The 16,331-nt window shown below is 56.6% G+C and carries 11 protein-coding genes, 2 rRNA genes and 1 pseudogene; 6 read left to right on the forward strand and 8 right to left on the reverse strand.

Annotated features, from left to right (window positions below; genetic code table 11):
- Window positions 1-269 precede the first annotated feature (269 nt).
- The 5 genes from codA to KDX30_RS07450 all read right to left on the reverse strand — a co-directional run bounded on the left by codA (window position 270) and on the right by KDX30_RS07450 (window position 6,778).
- On the reverse strand, window positions 270-1,505 hold the full coding sequence (gene codA / locus KDX30_RS07430; protein WP_122706564.1) for a cytosine deaminase: 1,236 nt from the start codon (window positions 1,503-1,505) through the stop codon (window positions 270-272).
- Window positions 1,506-1,507: 2 nt separating this feature from the next.
- Window positions 1,508-2,725 (reverse strand): PucR family transcriptional regulator, encoded by a 1,218-nt coding sequence (locus KDX30_RS07435; RefSeq protein ID WP_231675393.1) that lies wholly within the window; start codon window positions 2,723-2,725, stop codon window positions 1,508-1,510.
- The gene (codB, locus tag KDX30_RS07440; RefSeq protein WP_231668156.1) at window positions 2,722-3,987 is read right to left on the reverse strand and encodes a cytosine permease; all 1,266 of its coding nucleotides are present in this window, start codon (window positions 3,985-3,987) and stop codon (window positions 2,722-2,724) included. The genes KDX30_RS07435 and codB overlap by 4 nt, the downstream gene beginning before the upstream one ends.
- Window positions 3,988-4,211: 224 nt before the next feature.
- The gene (locus tag KDX30_RS07445) at window positions 4,212-4,661 is read right to left on the reverse strand and encodes a YaiI/YqxD family protein (protein ID WP_027902767.1); all 450 of its coding nucleotides are present in this window, start codon (window positions 4,659-4,661) and stop codon (window positions 4,212-4,214) included.
- A 221-nt stretch (window positions 4,662-4,882) separates the two neighbouring features.
- A complete protein-coding gene (locus KDX30_RS07450) occupies window positions 4,883-6,778 on the reverse strand; it encodes a cytochrome c/FTR1 family iron permease (protein WP_231675394.1) in 1,896 nt (631 codons plus the stop codon).
- Window positions 6,779-7,336: 558 nt separating this feature from the next.
- On the opposite strand from KDX30_RS07450, the gene KDX30_RS07455 reads away from it, so the two are divergent.
- The 3 genes and pseudogenes from KDX30_RS07455 to KDX30_RS29680 all read left to right on the forward strand — a co-directional run bounded on the left by KDX30_RS07455 (window position 7,337) and on the right by KDX30_RS29680 (window position 10,744).
- Window positions 7,337-8,467, forward strand: a complete 1,131-nt coding sequence (locus KDX30_RS07455; RefSeq protein WP_231668155.1) for a mechanosensitive ion channel family protein — start codon at window positions 7,337-7,339, stop codon at window positions 8,465-8,467.
- 258 nt (window positions 8,468-8,725) lie between these two features.
- A pseudogene (locus KDX30_RS29675) lies at window positions 8,726-9,832 on the forward strand (FIST signal transduction protein); the annotation flags it as partial.
- 462 nt (window positions 9,833-10,294) lie between these two features.
- Window positions 10,295-10,744 carry a methyl-accepting chemotaxis protein gene (locus KDX30_RS29680; RefSeq protein ID WP_406643780.1) on the forward strand — a complete coding sequence of 150 codons (450 nt, stop codon included), beginning with the start codon at window positions 10,295-10,297 and terminating at the stop codon, window positions 10,742-10,744.
- 165 nt (window positions 10,745-10,909) lie between these two features.
- Here the strand turns inward: KDX30_RS29680 and KDX30_RS07465 are convergent, their stop codons facing one another.
- Window positions 10,910-12,409 (reverse strand): YdgA family protein, encoded by a 1,500-nt coding sequence (locus KDX30_RS07465; RefSeq protein WP_231675395.1) that lies wholly within the window; start codon window positions 12,407-12,409, stop codon window positions 10,910-10,912.
- A 318-nt stretch (window positions 12,410-12,727) separates the two neighbouring features.
- Between KDX30_RS07465 and KDX30_RS07470 the strand changes: the two genes are divergently transcribed.
- From KDX30_RS07470 to KDX30_RS07480, 3 genes are all read left to right on the forward strand, one after another.
- Window positions 12,728-13,420 (forward strand): HAD-IA family hydrolase, encoded by a 693-nt coding sequence (locus KDX30_RS07470; protein ID WP_099268350.1) that lies wholly within the window; start codon window positions 12,728-12,730, stop codon window positions 13,418-13,420.
- 232 nt (window positions 13,421-13,652) lie between these two features.
- Entirely contained in the window at window positions 13,653-14,834 is a 1,182-nt protein-coding gene (locus tag KDX30_RS07475; RefSeq protein ID WP_231675396.1) for an MFS transporter, read from the forward strand.
- An 85-nt stretch (window positions 14,835-14,919) separates the two neighbouring features.
- Complete coding sequence (locus tag KDX30_RS07480) at window positions 14,920-15,657, forward strand: GntR family transcriptional regulator (protein WP_231675397.1); 738 nt, start codon at window positions 14,920-14,922, stop codon at window positions 15,655-15,657.
- A gap of 140 nt (window positions 15,658-15,797) precedes the next feature.
- On the opposite strand, the gene rrf (KDX30_RS07485) is transcribed toward KDX30_RS07480, so the two are convergent.
- Window positions 15,798-15,913: ribosomal RNA gene (rrf, locus tag KDX30_RS07485) — 5S ribosomal RNA — on the reverse strand.
- Window positions 15,914-16,021: 108 nt separating this feature from the next.
- Window positions 16,022-16,137 (reverse strand): 5S ribosomal RNA (gene rrf, locus KDX30_RS07490).
- Window positions 16,138-16,331 lie beyond the last annotated feature (194 nt).

The following is a 16,331-nucleotide window of genomic DNA, read 5'->3' on the forward strand; positions in this document are numbered from 1 at the left end:
TCCTTTGCAGGAGTGGCCGTCCCGTCTTTGACGCTGCCCTGTCGCGCAGCAAACACAGTTTCTATGTGGGAGCGAGGCTTGCCCGCGATAAGGCTGGATGCGATTCACTTTAGGTCGCGTGGGCCCTATCGCGGGCAAGCCTCGCTCCTACATAAAATATAATCTGATCAATGATTTATATGTAATCCGAGGGCTGCGAATCAGTAAGGCAGACACTCCGACTTTCGCAGCCTTCGGCAGCTCCTACAGAAACGCATTCGCGATAGGGTTTAACTAAACTCAACCCGCTCCGGCACCCGCGTCATCAATACTTTCCCGCCTCTGATTGACACTCGCGCCTTTGCCTGGCGACGCACCGCTTCGTAATCACTTTCAGCATCCAGAATGACCAGATTCGCCGGCCGGCCCACTGCGATGCCATAGCGCTCGCCCAGATTGAGGGTTCGGGCGCTGTTGTCAGTGACCAGGTCCAGGCTGCGTGCAAGGTCTTCGAAACCCATCATGTGACAGATGTGCAAGCCCGCATCCAGTACGCGCAGGATGTTGCCATTGCCCAGTGGGTACCAGGGATCTTTGATCGAGTCCTGACCAAAGCACACGTTCATCCCGGCGCGGTCCAGCTCTGCGACACGGGTCAGGCCGCGGCGCTTGGGGTAGGTGTCGAAACGCCCTTGCAGGTGAATGCTCTCGGTCGGGCAGGAGACGAAGTTGATGCCCGACCTTTTCAGCAGCCGGAACAGCTTTGAGCAGTAAGCATTGTCATAAGACCCCATGGCGGTGGTGTGGCTGGCCGTTACACGGCTGCCCATGCCACGCACCCGCGCCTCTTCAGCAAGGACTTCAAGAAAGCGCGAATTCGGGTCATCGGTTTCGTCGCAATGCACGTCCACCAGACAACCTGTTCGCTCAGCCAGATCCATCAGGAACCTGATCGAGCTGACGCCCTGCTCGCGGGTGTTTTCGAAGTGCGGGATACCGCCCACCACGTCCGCGCCCATTTCCACGGCACGCGTCATCAATTCACGCCCACCTTCGTAGGACTCGATGCCCTCTTGAGGAAAGGCAACGATCTGCAGATCAATCAGATGACGGGCTTCTTCACGCACTTCAAGCATCGCCTTGAGCGCGCCCAGTGTCGGGTCGGTGACGTCGATATGGGTTCTAACATGCTGGATGCCGTGCTCAGCCAACATGCGGATGGTGGTGTGAGCGCGTTGCTTGGTGTCTTCGTGGGTAATGGTTTCCTTGCGTTGACCCCAGCGCTCTATGCCTTCGAACAGGGTCCCGCTCATGTTCCACTCAGGGTCACCGGCGGTCAGCGTGGCGTCCAGGTGAATATGCGGCTCCACCAATGGCGCAATGACCAGTTGGCCGAGGGCATCAATCTCATCTGACGCAGGCTGCACGCTTTCCGTCTGAGCGGTGATGGCTGTGATGCAGCCGTTTTCCCAGGTGACGGTATGCAGCCCTTGGGTTTTACGCAACGTGGCATTAATGATGTTCATGACTAATCCTGTCGCTGAGCCTCGGACATGCGCCATACCAGCAGCGCAACCGAAGCGTTCATTCGAAAATTAGCGTCGTCGAGGGATTGCCCGCTGAGCTGCTCGATACGCTGAATACGTTGGTTGATGGTGTTGCGATGGATACCAAGGCGCTGGGCGGCCTTGAGTCCGTTACCGTTTTCCTGGAGCAAGGCGTCCAGTGTTTCGATCAGGCTGTGGGGCTGCTTGCGGTTGCTCTCGATCAGCGGCCCGAGGGTCTGTTTGACGAAGCTATCGATGACCGAGCGATCAGTAACCGCTTGCAGCAGACGCAACACACCCAGTTCGCTGAAATCGCAAAGGCCACTGGCGGGTCGCAAGTGTTCGGCGACATCCAGCGCCTGACGAGCCTCATTCAGCGCCTGCCGATATTGCCCGCAGTCTTCGACCGGATTGGCCAGCCCCATGAACAACGCCATGTCGCCCAGCACTGACGAAAGATCGCGGTAAAGCCGCGCCAGCTCACTACGGATCGCTTCAAGCCTGGGCAACAGCAAAATAAACAAGTCGCCCTGGACGATGACCGGCAAAGCGTCCGGCAATACGCGATTCCAGGCGTCGAGATGGTCGAGAACCGCTTGCCGGGTTTGTTGCAGCAGCCGTTCCGCAGCCTCCGGGGCATGGCTGTCGAACAACACGCTGACCGCCGACAGGCGCAGCGCCACCAGACGCCGAGGCACCTCCAATGGCAGCCGTAAATGCGCGGCCCTTTGTCGGGCAATACTCAGGCTCGGGTAATCACCGCTGAGCAACTGCCCGAGGATGTCGTGACGCGAGCGCTTGGTCTGCGCCATCTGCACCAATGCCGTGCCGATCAGGTGGGTGACGATGACCATCTTCAACAGATACGGCTGCTCGATCAGCGGCAAACCGCAATGCTCCGCCAGCTCAATCACAGACTCGGGGATCTGCTGGATGTAGGCATTGCCGGTCAGAATCACCAACCCGGCAATGCCACTGGCATCACCCTCCTGCACCACGCGCAACAGATTGGCTTCATCGCGCTGGCAATTGATGCCGGTTATGAAAACCAGCTCGCCGCCCATGATCCAGTCGGCAATACCTTCGTTCTCGGCAACGTATGACCAGCGCACGCTGCGATGCAGGTTGGCTGATCCTGAACGCACGACCATTTCCTCCAGCCCGGGAAGCTGGAGAATTTCCTCAACGGTCAGGCTCAAAGCTCCTCCTGTAAGCCGGCGACCATGCTGCGCTTGCCCGTCACTTCAAGCAGGACGATGTAGCAGATGGCCGAAGCGGCGATGCCTACCAGAGGCGCGATCCAGGGCGAGAAATACGCCAGCGCGGCGCCGATGGCATAAGCCGACAGCCCCAGCAGGTTGTAGCGCGGCAGCGTGACGCTGGCCAACACCGGGTATTTGCCGTGGTGGCGATACCAGAAGTCAGCCATGATCACGCCGCCAATCGGCGGGATGATAGAACCCAGCAACACCAGAAAAGGAATCAGCATTTCGTACATGCCACCGATGGCCAGCACGATACCGAGCGCCGCTGCAATCAACGTCATGGTTCGGCGTCGCTCGCTGCGCAGCAGGTGGCAGGCCGCCGCTGAAACGTTGTAGATGGTCGGTCCCTGAATGGTCCACAGATTCAAACAAAGCATGATCACTGCGGCGAACGAAAGACCCTGAAGCATCATCACTTCAACGATATCAGCCTGCTGATAAACCATCGCACACCACGCGCCTGCAACGACCATCAAACCGTTACCCAGCAGGAAGGCGACGACGCTGGCAGTCACGGCAACGCGTCCGCTGCGCGACAGGCGCGTCCAGTTAGTGGCTTGGGTCGCACCGCTGGCAAACGTTCCGAAGACCATGGTGATGGCCGCTGAAAGCGTCATGGTCTCGTGAGGAATAACCGCCGCCAATCCCTGGAAACCGCCTACATCTCGGGTGGCGATGTACATGGAGATGATCAGCAGCACGAACATGAGCGGCACGGAGATCCGCGACAGCACGTCCAGCCCTTTGTAGCCGATGATCGCGGTGATGCTGAAGCCCAGCCCAAACAGGACCATCAGTGGTGAGGTGAAGCCTTCGGCCAGACCGAGCATCTTTACCAATACAATGGCCACGGTTGCGGTGCCCCATGCGTACCAGCCCAGCTCGGCAAAACCGAGCAGCACATCGGAAAGCCGACTGCCCGCTTCGCCAAAACAAAAGCGCCCCATCAATACAGTATTCAAACCGCTGCGCGAGGCGATGAAGGCCAGCGCTGCGGCATAGATCGCCAACAGGCTGTTACCGATGGCGGCGATCCACAGCATGTCGACGAAGTTGAACGCCATGCCCAGCTTGCCGCCCGCAAACATGGTGCCGGTGAAGAAGGTGAAACTGAACAGCACCATGGAAATCGACAGCAGCCCCTTGCGTCCTTCACGCGGGGCTTCACTCAAGGGAAACTCGCTGGGTGAACTCATATCGTTTTTCTCCACATCGACAAGGTTGGGATTCGGATTCAACGGCAGGCTGGTGCAAGAGCAATAACCAGGCCGTTTCCGGACAACGTTGCGAAGTGAAAAAAAGCGGGCAGAGCCAATATCAAGCGATGTTCACTCTGCACACTTTAAGCTGAGGATGCAGCATCAGACTGTGCAGAGTGATTCATTCTGAGGCACGAACGCACCGTTTTAGGCTGCGCTGCTTAGCGAGTAAGCCGCGTGAGAATCCGGTCCAGTGAGTTGGCGAACGCCTGTTTTTCGCGGTCACCATAAGGCGGCTGACCACCACCCATCTGCCCTTGATCGCGCAGGTCGGTGAACAGGTTGCGCACAGCGAGCCGATCGCCCATGTTTTGCGTGTCGAACTCTTTACCGCGAGGATCCAGCGCAGCAACGCCCTTCTTGACCAGCCGATCGGCCAGCGGCACATCGCTGCAAATCACCAATTCGCCGGGCACGGCATGTTCAACCAGATAATCGTCCGCAGCGTCAGGGCCGCTGGGCACCACGATCAGTTTAACCAGGGTGTACGTGGGCTTGATCTGACTCTGCCCGGCAACCAGCACCACCTCAAACTGACGCTTGAGCGCGAACTTGATGACCTGTTCTTTTGCTGCCTTGGGGCAAGCGTCGGCATCGATCCAGACGCGCATGGTGCACCTCGTTCAAAAATGGACACATCTCTGGAGGAGCAAGCTCACGCCCATTGAGCACCACTCAAATTACTTGAATTGGGACGCTATTTCTGTGGGAGCGAGGCTTGCCCGCGATAAGGCTGGACCCGGTTCACTTTGGATAGCGTCCGGCCTTATCGCGGGCAAGCCTCGCTCCCACAGGGTCCGCGTTTATTTCACGATGGCAGCAGAAGTCTAGATCACACTACCTGCGCCCTGCGCTTTTCCGCCAGCCAACTGCGGCCATACAGCACTGCAATCGCCAGCAAGGCTATCAGCTGTGCACTCAGCGAATAAGCATCGGCATGTATCCCCAGCCAGTCGAACTCGAAGAACGGCACAGGACGAGTCCCGAAAATACCGGCTTCCTGAAGGGCTTTTACACCATGCCCGGCAAACACCACCGACAACGCACACAGCAGTGCTGCGTTGATACTGAAGAACAGTGTCAACGGCAGTTTGGCCGAGCCGCGCAGGATGATCCACGCCAGGCCGATAAGTAATACCAACGCCGTGGCACCGCCCGCCAGAACCGCGTTGTGCCCAGCCGGGCCCGCCTGCAGCCACAGGGTTTCATAGAACAGAATCACTTCGAACAACTCGCGATAAACCGAGAAGAACGCCAGGATCGCAAAACCGAATCGTCCACCGCCGCCCACCAGGCTGCTCTTGATGTAATCCTGCCAGGCCGCCGCATGGCGACGGTCGTGCATCCAGACACCCAGCCACAAGACCATCACGCTGGCGAACAACGCCGTCGCGCCCTCAAGCAATTCGCGTTGAGCGCCGCTGACGTCAATCACGTAAGCCGCCAGCGCCCAGGTCCCGAGCCCCGCCAACAAAGCCAGCGCCCAGCCAATATTGACGCTGCGCACCGCTGACTCCTGCCCCGTGTTACGCAGGAACGCAAGGATCGCCGCTAACACCAGAATCGCCTCAAGGCCTTCGCGCAGCAGAATCAGCAGACCAGAAATGTAGCTCAGCGACGTGCTTAAGCCATCACTGCCCAACAGGCCCGCCGATTCCTTGAGTTTGGCTTTGGCGAAATCCAGTTTTTGCGCCGCCTGCTCCAGCGGCAAACCGTCCTGCAAAGACTGACGGTAAGCCATCAAAGCCTTTTCGGTGTCTTTGCGAACATTGGCGTCGACGTTATCCAGCGAACTTTCAACCAGCTCGAAGCCTTCCAGATAGGCCGCGACAGACAAGTCATAAGCCTGCTCGTGCGAGCCCGCACGATAAGCCGCCAGACTTTTGTCCAGCGTCTCGCTGGTGTAATCGAGCAACTGCGCAGGGCCGCGCTGAACCTGAGGAGGCTGGGCACGTTGAGCGCGGAAAGTGGCAGCCGCCTGTTCACCCTCGGCGGCGCTGACTTCAGCAGGTGTTTGCCGCGCGAGGTCCGCGAGGTTGTAGTTTTTGAAGGGTATCGCCACTGGCTGCGCGCTGAAACTCGCAATGTAAGTCGCAATATCCCAACGCTGGCGTTCATCCAGTTGATCGGCGAAGGCTGGCATATCAGTTCCGGCAATTCCCAGACCTACAGCGTTGTAAAGGTCATAAAGGCTTAGTCGATCCAGACGGGCCGAGTCGCGCAGATTAGAAGGCGGCGGCTCCAGACCGATACCAGCCGGGCCATCGCCCGCGCCAGCATCGCCATGGCAGACCGAGCAATGCTGAGCATAGAGCGGCGCACCTCGCGTCGGATCCGGGGTAATCACCGGCGCCTGACTCACTTCATACGCCACCGCCAACCGCGCCCCCAATTGGCGAGCCTGGCGGGTGATCAGAGCGCCATCCTGCTTCTTGGCCACCGCCTCCGAAAGGCTGGACACGCCTTTCTCAAGTTCGGCGCGTTCGGCTCGCGCAGGCAGCGCTGCAACCAGCCCCTTCAAGACGCCCAGTGCTTCCACCTGCTTCTGGTATTCATCTTCTGCCACCTCCTTGCTTTCAGCCACGGTCGACGGGTAATCCGCGCCAATGTAATCAAGCAAATGCAGGGCTTGCGCCGCGCCATCAGTGGTGTCTGCCAACAGACTGGAACTGCACAACGCCAACAACGGCAGCATCAACCAGGCCAGGAAACGGGAACGCATGGACATCGGTGAATCTCAGCGAAATGATTAGGTATCGCATTGTTCACTTGGCTTCGTTCCGACTCAAGGCTCAGCAGGATGTTTGTTGCTAAATATTACGCAAATGCTCGACATCGCCTCAAATCACAGTCATTCAACCTCGACGTAATGAGAACGACTAGCATCTATAGCGAAAGGCTTACACGAAGAGGAGGCAATTCGCCCTATTGCACCTGCGGGTTCCTGAGTAATATTGGATCCAACAGCTGATGCGCAGGACGCGCACAGGATCAAGGATGATCGACCATGGCCCGGAGGGCTTACCGACAGGATGTTGGAATGGTCTTGAAGAAAACCCGCCTCGGCGGGTTTTTTGTTGCCGGTCAGAAAGTCGCCGTCATGCTGCGACCTCTCTATTTCGAGGGCCACGACCTGGAAACTGGACTACAACCATACAACCGCAGGGGAACATTTGCGCCTGTGTGAGGTTCACACCTTTTCAGGCAACTATCGCCATCGAGGCCGACGGGCCAGATCCGAGAGGGTCCGCTCGGCTTAAAGTCATATCTGATAGGGATACCGTCGATGGAATATCTGTTGCCCCAGAGCTGGCTGGAAGCTGTGCCTCTGCCTTGGCTAAAGACCCTGATCGCCGCCTCCGTTGCGGTTTTACTGGCGCTGCTGATCCGCTGGGTCGCCCTCAGTGTGCTGCGCCGTGTCGCAAACTCGTTTGTGTTGCCACAACAACTGATTTATCGCACAGCCAGCCCGACTTTGTGGCTGCTGCCATTGTTGGCCCTGCAAACGGTGTGGACCTCTGCACCTGACGATCTGGTGCTGATTGGCACTGTGCGTCACATCAACGGGCTGTTGGTCACCGCCGGCTTTACCTGGTTGGTGCTCAGATGCGTCAAAGCGGTGGGCGACACGGTAGCGATCCGTAATCCGCTGGATATCGAAGACAACCTTCATGCGCGGCGAATACAGACTCAGGTTCGCGTGCTGGTCCGCTGCCTGAATGCGCTGGTGTTGCTGTTCGGTACCGGCCTGATCCTCATGAGCTTTCCGCCCGTGGCCAAAATCGGCACCAGCTTGCTGGCATCCGCGGGTCTGGCCGGGCTGGCAGCAGGTTTTGCTGCCAAGCCGGTGCTGGGTAACTTGATTGCGGGTCTGCAAATTGCGATCTCCCAACCCATTCGCCTCGATGACGTGGTGATTGTGGAGGGCGAATGGGGCCGAGTGGAGGAGATCAGTGGCACTTACGTGGTCATCAAAATCTGGGACGAGCGGCGCATGGTCGTGCCGCTGCAATACTTTATCGAGAAACCGTTCCAGAACTGGACCCGTGCGACTTCCAGCCTGATCGGTTCGGTGTTTGTCTGGGTGGATTACTCACTGCCGGTAGAAGAGTTGCGTGCGGAAGTGCAGCGTATTTGTGAAGACATCCCGCACTTGTGGGACGGTCGCGTCTGCGTTCTCCAAGTCGCTGACACCAACGCCAAAGCCATGCAACTGCGAGTGCTGCTGAGTTCGGCGGACTCGTCACGCAGTTGGGATGCCCGTTGCCACATGCGCGAACGCCTGATTGCGTTCATCGCCAAGCAATATCCACAAAGCCTGCCGCAACTGCGCACGGAAATTTCGTCGCGCAATGTACGACCGGAGATCGACGTGCACGAAACGCCGGTCGACATTCCCCGCCAACCACCGGTCTAGAGCCCTCGCCACGGACCTCGTCTGCCAGCAGGTGAGGTTCGTCGGGTAAACCAGCAGAACCCCCGAAGCAAGCTATCGTTTCCTTGGGAACGTTAAGGCAAAACGCCATGTCTGTGTCTGTCTGGAAACGGCCGTCAGCCCCATGACGTCACCATGCGCGTCGATACAAAAAAACAATGCAGTGTAACCCTACGCTGAATCGATACAGCGCCGATGTCCCGAGACCAGTTTCGTCCTTTAAATCTTGAGTTTTCTGCCATGAGCCTTTTTTCCAGACTCCGGGGCACACCTGCCAGATCCGGCGGTGTTCTGAACCTGATCACTTCGGCCAGAAGCCTGAGTGAGCAACTTGCCTCCGTGAGTTTCGAGCCTGTTTACCTAACGGGATTCGTTTCGCCGCATATCGATATCGATCAAATTGCCCGTAGCATCAGCGCGCGCTTTCCCAACACGGCCATCAGCTTGTGCACCACCTCTGGCGAGTTGTCTTCAAAGAATGACGCGCTCTATTGCGCAACCGGAGATCAGTGGGATCGCGTAGTGCTGGCCCTGTTTGACTCGAGCGTTATTCAGTCAGCTGAGATAGTGCACATCCCCCTGCACAGCGAAGACATCCGCACGCCTGGCAAGCGCATGTCCATGCGCGAACGTATTGCGCGGCTGACGGACTCGATCAAGCGCACGACGATCAATACGCCTATCGACCATCGCGACACGCTCGCATACGTCACCTTTGACGGGTTATCGGCTTCTGAATCGTTCTTCATGGAAGCGTTGTATGAGTCAGGCCGCTTTCCGTGCCTGTTCGTCGGGGGCTCCGCAGGCGGCAAAGGCGACTTCAAAACCACAGCCATTCATGATGGCAAACGCAGTTATGTGAATCACGCCCAGGTGGTGTTTCTCAAAAGCGCCAAAAACGTGCGTTTTGGAGTATTCAAAAGCCAGAACTTTGAGCCAACTCCATTCAGCATGAGCGTACTGACAGCCTCTCTGGAAGAGCGTTACATCAGCCAGGTGGTGACCTCCAGCGGCCAGATCACCAGCATGGTGTCGGCACTGTGCGAAATCCTCAAGTGCGAACCGGGCCAACTGGAAGCGCAGCTTGCCCAATACTCATTCGCCATACGTGTAGGGGAAGAGTTGTTCGTTCGTTCCATCGCGCAAATCGACTACGCAAACGAGCGGGTGCATCTGTTCTGCGACGTTGCGCCAGGCGAAGAGTTGGTCATGGTTCGGCGTACCTCCATGGTGGATGCTACGCGCAAGGATTTTGCGCGCTTCCTGCAGGGCAAGTCAGGCAAGCCATTGGTTGGCCTGCTAAGCGACTGCATCCTGCGACGCCTGAACAACGGCAACGAATTGAGCCGCATGACTGGTGTGTTTGGCGATACTCCCGTGGTGGGTTTCTCAACCTTTGGGGAAATCCTCGGCTTGAATCTCAACCAGACACTGACCGCCGTGTTCTTCTTTCGGGTCGCGGACAATCAGGTCTTTCGCGACGATTACATTGATAACTTCATTGCCTACTACGGTGAGTTCAAGGCGTTTTTCCTGCGTCGACAGATCAAGAAGCTCGCGGGCTTGAGTCAGGTGGTCGTCAAGCAGATCGACCAGTTCAAGGTCCGCAACTTCAAAAGTGCAATTGATGCCAATGGCCTGGATGAACATATACAGCCAGTGTTCAATGGCTTGAGCGACCTGGGTGATGTGCTGGTCAAGGCGCATCACGACCAAGAGGAAATCTCAACCCAGCTGCGGCACTATTCCGGCGAGTTGCACGTATCAATGGACGAACTGGGCCAGACCATTTCCACTCAGGAAAAGGCCATGGACAGAGCCAGTCACACCGTCAAAAACCTTACGAGTCAAGCTGACGAAGTGGTACTCAGCTCCCGTGAGCTGGCCAAATCGAGCCTGAAAATTCAGTCCATTGTGCAGATGATTCAGCAAATCGCAGGGCAAACCAATCTGCTAGCACTCAACGCAGCAATCGAGGCCGCGCGAGCAGGGGAAATGGGAAGAGGCTTTGCTGTAGTTGCCGACGAAGTTCGTCAACTGGCTCAAAAGACATCGCAGAATGCCAGCGAGATAGGCACCGACATTGATCGCCTCGCCGACGAGATCCGCAAGTTAGCGCAGCACATCGAACAGCAGTCTTCAGAAGTGGGAACGTTGAACGACTTACTGGCTGAGCTGGAGGGCTCGAGCGAGATGACTGCAGGAACATCACAGCGTACCCGCAAGCTGGCGGACACATTGGTGGGACTGACGCAGTAGCGGTACTGAAGCGGAGACTGCAGGAACCGTCTCGGTGAGCCTTACACCGAGCGGTATCGCAGCGAACATAGAGCCATGAAGGAGTGAGCTTGCTCGCGATGACGGTCAACCTGTTGAGAACTACCCTCTGGCCTGACGCTATCGCGAGCAACGCCTACAAAATGCTTACTCTGTAGGAGGCTGTGCCATCTCCATCCCCATTACCTTGCTCATGATAAGAGCCATAAATTGAGCCGGGGGCATCTTCTGGCCGTTGAAATCAACGATGTTATTGGCGTACTGCATGTTTGAGACGATGTTATCGCCATCGACCTTGGCCATTTGCATCATGACTGCCATGGCACCCACCATATCGCCAGCGGCTTTGGCCTGTTCAGCAATTGCAGCTGGATCGGTTTGCCCGGCGAGATTTGCTTGCAGGGCCGCCAGGTCGCCGATCATTGGTTTGGATAGAACCAGTCGCGCTTCCATCTGAGCAATGGCGTTACGGTAACGCTCAGGCGATGGCTGTTCGGTCCCTGTGTCGGTCAAATCCACAGCAACACGCAGGTGACTTTCACCATTGGCCGTTTTGAGGGCAAGCTTTTCAAGCTCGACGTGTGGCTTGGCGGCTAGCAGTTTGATGATTTGCGCATCCATCAACTGCTGATCCGCTGGGCTGAGCTGCGGTACAAACAGCTCACCGGCAGCGTAAGCAGCCTGTTGTTGCGGCATGATTTTTGTTTGATACAGGTCGTACATCGCTTTTGAGGCGGCAACATCAAAGTTGCTGAATTTAAACGCCGACTGCAAAGCGCCCACGTCCTTGCCGTCGTAGCTGATCATGCCGAGGTTGTAGCTCGCCTGCCCAGCAAGAGTACCGCCCTCTTCCTGAATCAGACTGGTACCGGTCAAGTCCTTGACCGCAACGGGTGCAAGCCCCGCAATCTGCCCCACGAGGTTATCGACTTTCACAGTGTTATGGCCCAGATAGAAGCCGGATTTGCCCTTGGTGCCGCCCATGTCCAGGGTTAATCCTTTGGCACCCAGCGCGACATCACCTTCTGGCGAGGTGACGTTCAGCTGAAAGTTATCCATCTTGCCAAGCACTTTGATTTTTTCGGCGTCAGCGCTGGCTTCAGTATCCAGTCGAAGACCCGAGAAGGTGAACGTACCGTCCGTATCCTTCAGTTCCAGCGGCGTCAACAGCAGCGCGCCACTGGTAGAGCGGTCATAGCCGATGCTGGCGTGGCCGGTGACCGGACTCACGCCCTTGCTCATGGCAAACCACTTGGCAGCACTTGGGCTTTGTTCCATTTCAAAGTTGCTCTGCGCCATGACAGGCAGCAGCTTGAAGCTCTTCAAACGAGAAAAAGGCAGCGGACCGTGTTCGATGTTGTCGACGAACAGGAACTCGGCGTTTTTATCCTCAGTGGTGAGGTTCTCGTCGTGAATGCGTACACGGTAGTGTGCGGTGCTGCTGAACAGGTGCCGATCAATCGACAGCATTTCCAGCGTGATAGCGCTGCCGGAACCTTTGAGGGATTTCACCAGTTCCTGGTTGCCCTGCTCAATCGAATCACGCAGTACACCTTCGATTCGGGTACCCGTGTACCAAGCTCCGGCGGTGGCCAGCGCTCCCACGACAACGATAACGCCAGCTGCGATGCCTACTGATTTATTCATGTTTTGACTCGAAGAGATCCGTTTCTGGTAATTGGAAAAATTCTTCCCTGAACCCTCTGCCGGTTTTTCGGCAGCCTGATTCCAGGCCAACCAAAGCAGCACAACGCAAGGGCGAAAAGTGGCGAGAGATTATCATCGCGCCCTTCCAGTGGCCCAGCGTTGTCGCTCTTTTGTGTGTATGAATGATCCTTTTCTACCGCTGTTGGGCAGCGATTCGGCCGTTTGGTTGCAAACTGCCTTCATTCAGTTATGGGGTAGCAATCGTCTTGCTCCAGACGTTAGGCTGGAGCCCGGTTTGAAATAACAGGATCCGAGACGATGACTGAACAGCAAAGTGAGCGAGGCCCGATCAAGGCCGTGATTTTCGACATGGACGGCTTGTTGCTGGACACCGAAGGGGTCTACACCGAAGTCACCCATCTGATCGCCAGCCGGTATGGCCGCACATTTGACTGGGCCGTCAAGCAGCATACGATTGGCCGCGGCGCGCAGGATTTCGCGCGTTACGTGATTGAGGCGCTGGAGCTGCCGCTTTCCGTTGATGAGTTCCTCGAAATTCGCGCGCCGATGCTGGATGAGCGCTTCCCGAAAGCACCCGCGATGCATGGGGCTGAAGCCTTGGTGAGGCATCTGGCGGAAAACAATATTCCCATCGCCGTGGGCACCAGCTCATCAGTCCACTACTTCAAAGCTAAAATCCAGATGCACCGCGCATGGTTCGAATTGTTCGAGACGGTGGTGACGGCGGATGATCCGGAAGTGGGCGCAGCCAAACCCGCGCCGGATATTTTCCTGGTCGCCGCTCGCCGCCTGGGCATCGCACCTGCTGATTGCCTGGTCTTCGAAGACTCGCCTTTCGGCGTGACCGCTGCCAAAGCGGCCGGGATGTACGCGGTTGCGGTGCCCGATTCGCACATGCCGCTGGAGCAGTATGAGCATGCGGACCTGATCCTGAAGTCGCTGGCTGACTTCCCCTTGCAGAACTGGGGACTGCCGGGGATGAAAGGTTAGGGCTTACCTTACCAGCTAGTGTCGCTGAACCTGCCCGCTACGGACGATGAGTCTGGACGCGGGTCATTTAGATCGAGTCGCACCAGCATGCGGATAAAGGAATCTCAGGATGGTCACGCTACGCTTTCCCGGCTAAAGCCGTTCCCACGAGCATGATAGTCGCCGCCACTGACGCCAGCCCGGTTTGGCTATAAGCTTGCCGGGCATTATTCCTTCAGGACCTACACACCGCGTGGCCACGTATTCCCTTGTCATCCGTCGCCTGCTGATCTGCTCGCTGACCATCGTTGTCAGCCGTGCGATCACCAGCCCCTTGCTGACGCTGTTTCTGAGTAATCGATTAGGCCTGAATCAGCAAGATGTCGGTCTGCTGATGGGGATTGCAGTGTTTCTCGCCACGCTGCTCGGGCTCTATGGCGGGTACATCATCGACCGTCTGGACAAACGCAGGCTGCTGATCGTGGCGATGCTTTCAAGCGCTATCGGTTTCACCTTGCTGACCTTTGCCCATAACGTTTACCTGACCACGCTGACATTGGTGATCACCGAAGCCGCGTCGGCGTTATTTCTCATCGGTTCGAAAGCAATCATCAGCGAGAATCTGCCCATCGGCCTGCGCGCCAAGGTGTTCTCACTGCGCTACACGTTGACCAACATTGGCTATGCGACCGGGCCGATGCTGGGAGTGCTCATCGCTGGATACTTACCGCTTGCGCCGTTTCTGATTGCCGGAGCGATTGCCTTGGGCAGCGTGTTTCTGATGGTCGGAATTGCTCCAGTAAAACCTGCCGACACTGTTAAACCCCAAAGCTTCATCAACACGCTCCGTATCCTGAAAAACGACCGCACTCTGATTCTGTTCACCTGCGGCAGCCTGCTCAGCACCATCGTTCACGGACGCTTCACGCTGTACCTGTCACAGTTTCTGCTGGTGACTCATGCGCAGAAAGATGCGTTGCACATTCTGTCTGCCGTGCTGGCCTGTAACGCGGTTACCGTAATCCTGCTGCAGTATCAGATTGGCCGGTGGCTCAAGCGTGAGAAGCTCGCCGGGTGGATTTGTGTCGGTATCGGACTGTTCGTGTTTGGCCTGATCGGTTTCAGTTTCTCGAACAACATGCTGACATGGTGCATCGCGATGTTTATTTTCACGCTAGGGGAAATGATCATATATCCCGCCGAATATTTATTCGTCGATACAATAGCGCCCGAGGCTTTGCGTGGCAGTTATTACGGCGCGCAGAACCTGGCTGCCTTCGGCGGTGCACTGAGCCCGGTAATTTGCGGCTATCTGCTGATCAACACACCGCCCGCGACGATGTTTTATGTCTTGGCCGGACTGACGATGGCTGGCGGCACGCTATGCTTTATGAGCGCACGCAGAAGAACGGCAGTCATCACCACGGATCGCTGACTTACATGCTGACGGTTTGACAACCTATAGAGCAGGACCTAGGGTCATTTGGATCCAATAACAGCACTCATGAAGATAAGTCTCGATGCCCAACACCGCTAGAGAAAGCCTATTGCGCGCGATCATAGGCGATGAACACCCGCCTGCGCATTTAGCCAGGGCAGTGATCGAGGAAAAACTGCGAAGCGCCATTCTGGATGGTCGTTTACCGGCCGGAACCGCACTGCGTCAGCAAGAGCTCGCCACGCTGTTTGGTGTGAGTCGAATGCCTGTGCGCGAAGCACTACGCCAACTCGAAGCCCAGTCATTGCTAACCGTCGAGCTGCACAAGGGAGGCGTTGTGGCCCCTTTGATTGGCGAAGATGCGGTTGATGCTTACGCGCTGCGAATCCTGCTTGAGTCCGAAGCGATTCGCCTTTCGGTCCCGCTACTCGACGCCGAAGACCTGGCCTTGGCCCAGCGTTGTATTGAAGCGCTTGAAGTCGAAACCGACTACGCCGAGATCGGCAGGCTTAACCGTATGTTCCATATGGCACTCTACGCAAAGGTTTCCAACAAGCGGTTGATGGCAGCGGTCGAGCAAGGATTGAACGAGGAAGAGCGCTTTCTGCGCTTCAATCTGGAAGCCATGGGCCTAGGCAAGCTGGCTCAGGACGACCACTGGGAATTACTCAACCTTGCCAGGGACGGAAATGTAGATGAAACCGTGCAAGCCCTGCAGCTGCACCTCAACCGAGGCGTGAAAGCCGTCACTCAATATTTACGTAACCAGGCAAACGCTCAGCCATTGCCAGCACGTAAAGCAAAAACCCGCATCAGCTAGCGACACTCGCCCTCCCTTACCCGATTGCTGACGACGCCATGAATAATGCACGTAGCTATTCAGCTGATAAGTCTGCTTTTTAAAAGGCCTTAAAAACAAAACCCCCGATCGCGTTAGCGATCGGGGGTTTCGGAATTTAATCTTGACGATGACCTACTCTCACATGGGGAAACCCCACACTACCATCGGCGATACATCGTTTCACTACTGAGTTCGGGATGGGATCAGGTGGTTCCAATGTTCTATGGTCGTCAAGAAATTCTGTGGCTGGTTCGTTACTGAAGTAACGCACCAGCGAAATTCTATGGCTTCTACTAAAACAAAACCCCTGAACGCGTAAGCGATCAGGGGTTCTGGAATTTAATCTTGACGATGACCTACTCTCACATGGGGAAACCCCACACTACCATCGGCGATACATCGTTTCACTACTGAGTTCGGGATGGGATCAGGTGGTTCCAATGCTCTATGGTCGTCAAGAAATTCGGTTGCCGGTGCGTTGGCCCTTGCGGGTTACGTGCCAGCGAATGGGTATGTGATAGCTCAGGTTCAGTGTGCGAACAAACTTTCGGTTCGTGTCGTCTTCACAGTCACCGCAATCTGGCCCTGCCTTCATTTATCAAGGCATGTCGCAAATTGCTTGGGTGTTATATGGTCAAGCCTCACGGGCAATT

Source organism: Pseudomonas quasicaspiana (assembly GCF_021147825.1).
Taxonomy (GTDB): domain Bacteria; phylum Pseudomonadota; class Gammaproteobacteria; order Pseudomonadales; family Pseudomonadaceae; genus Aquipseudomonas; species Aquipseudomonas quasicaspiana.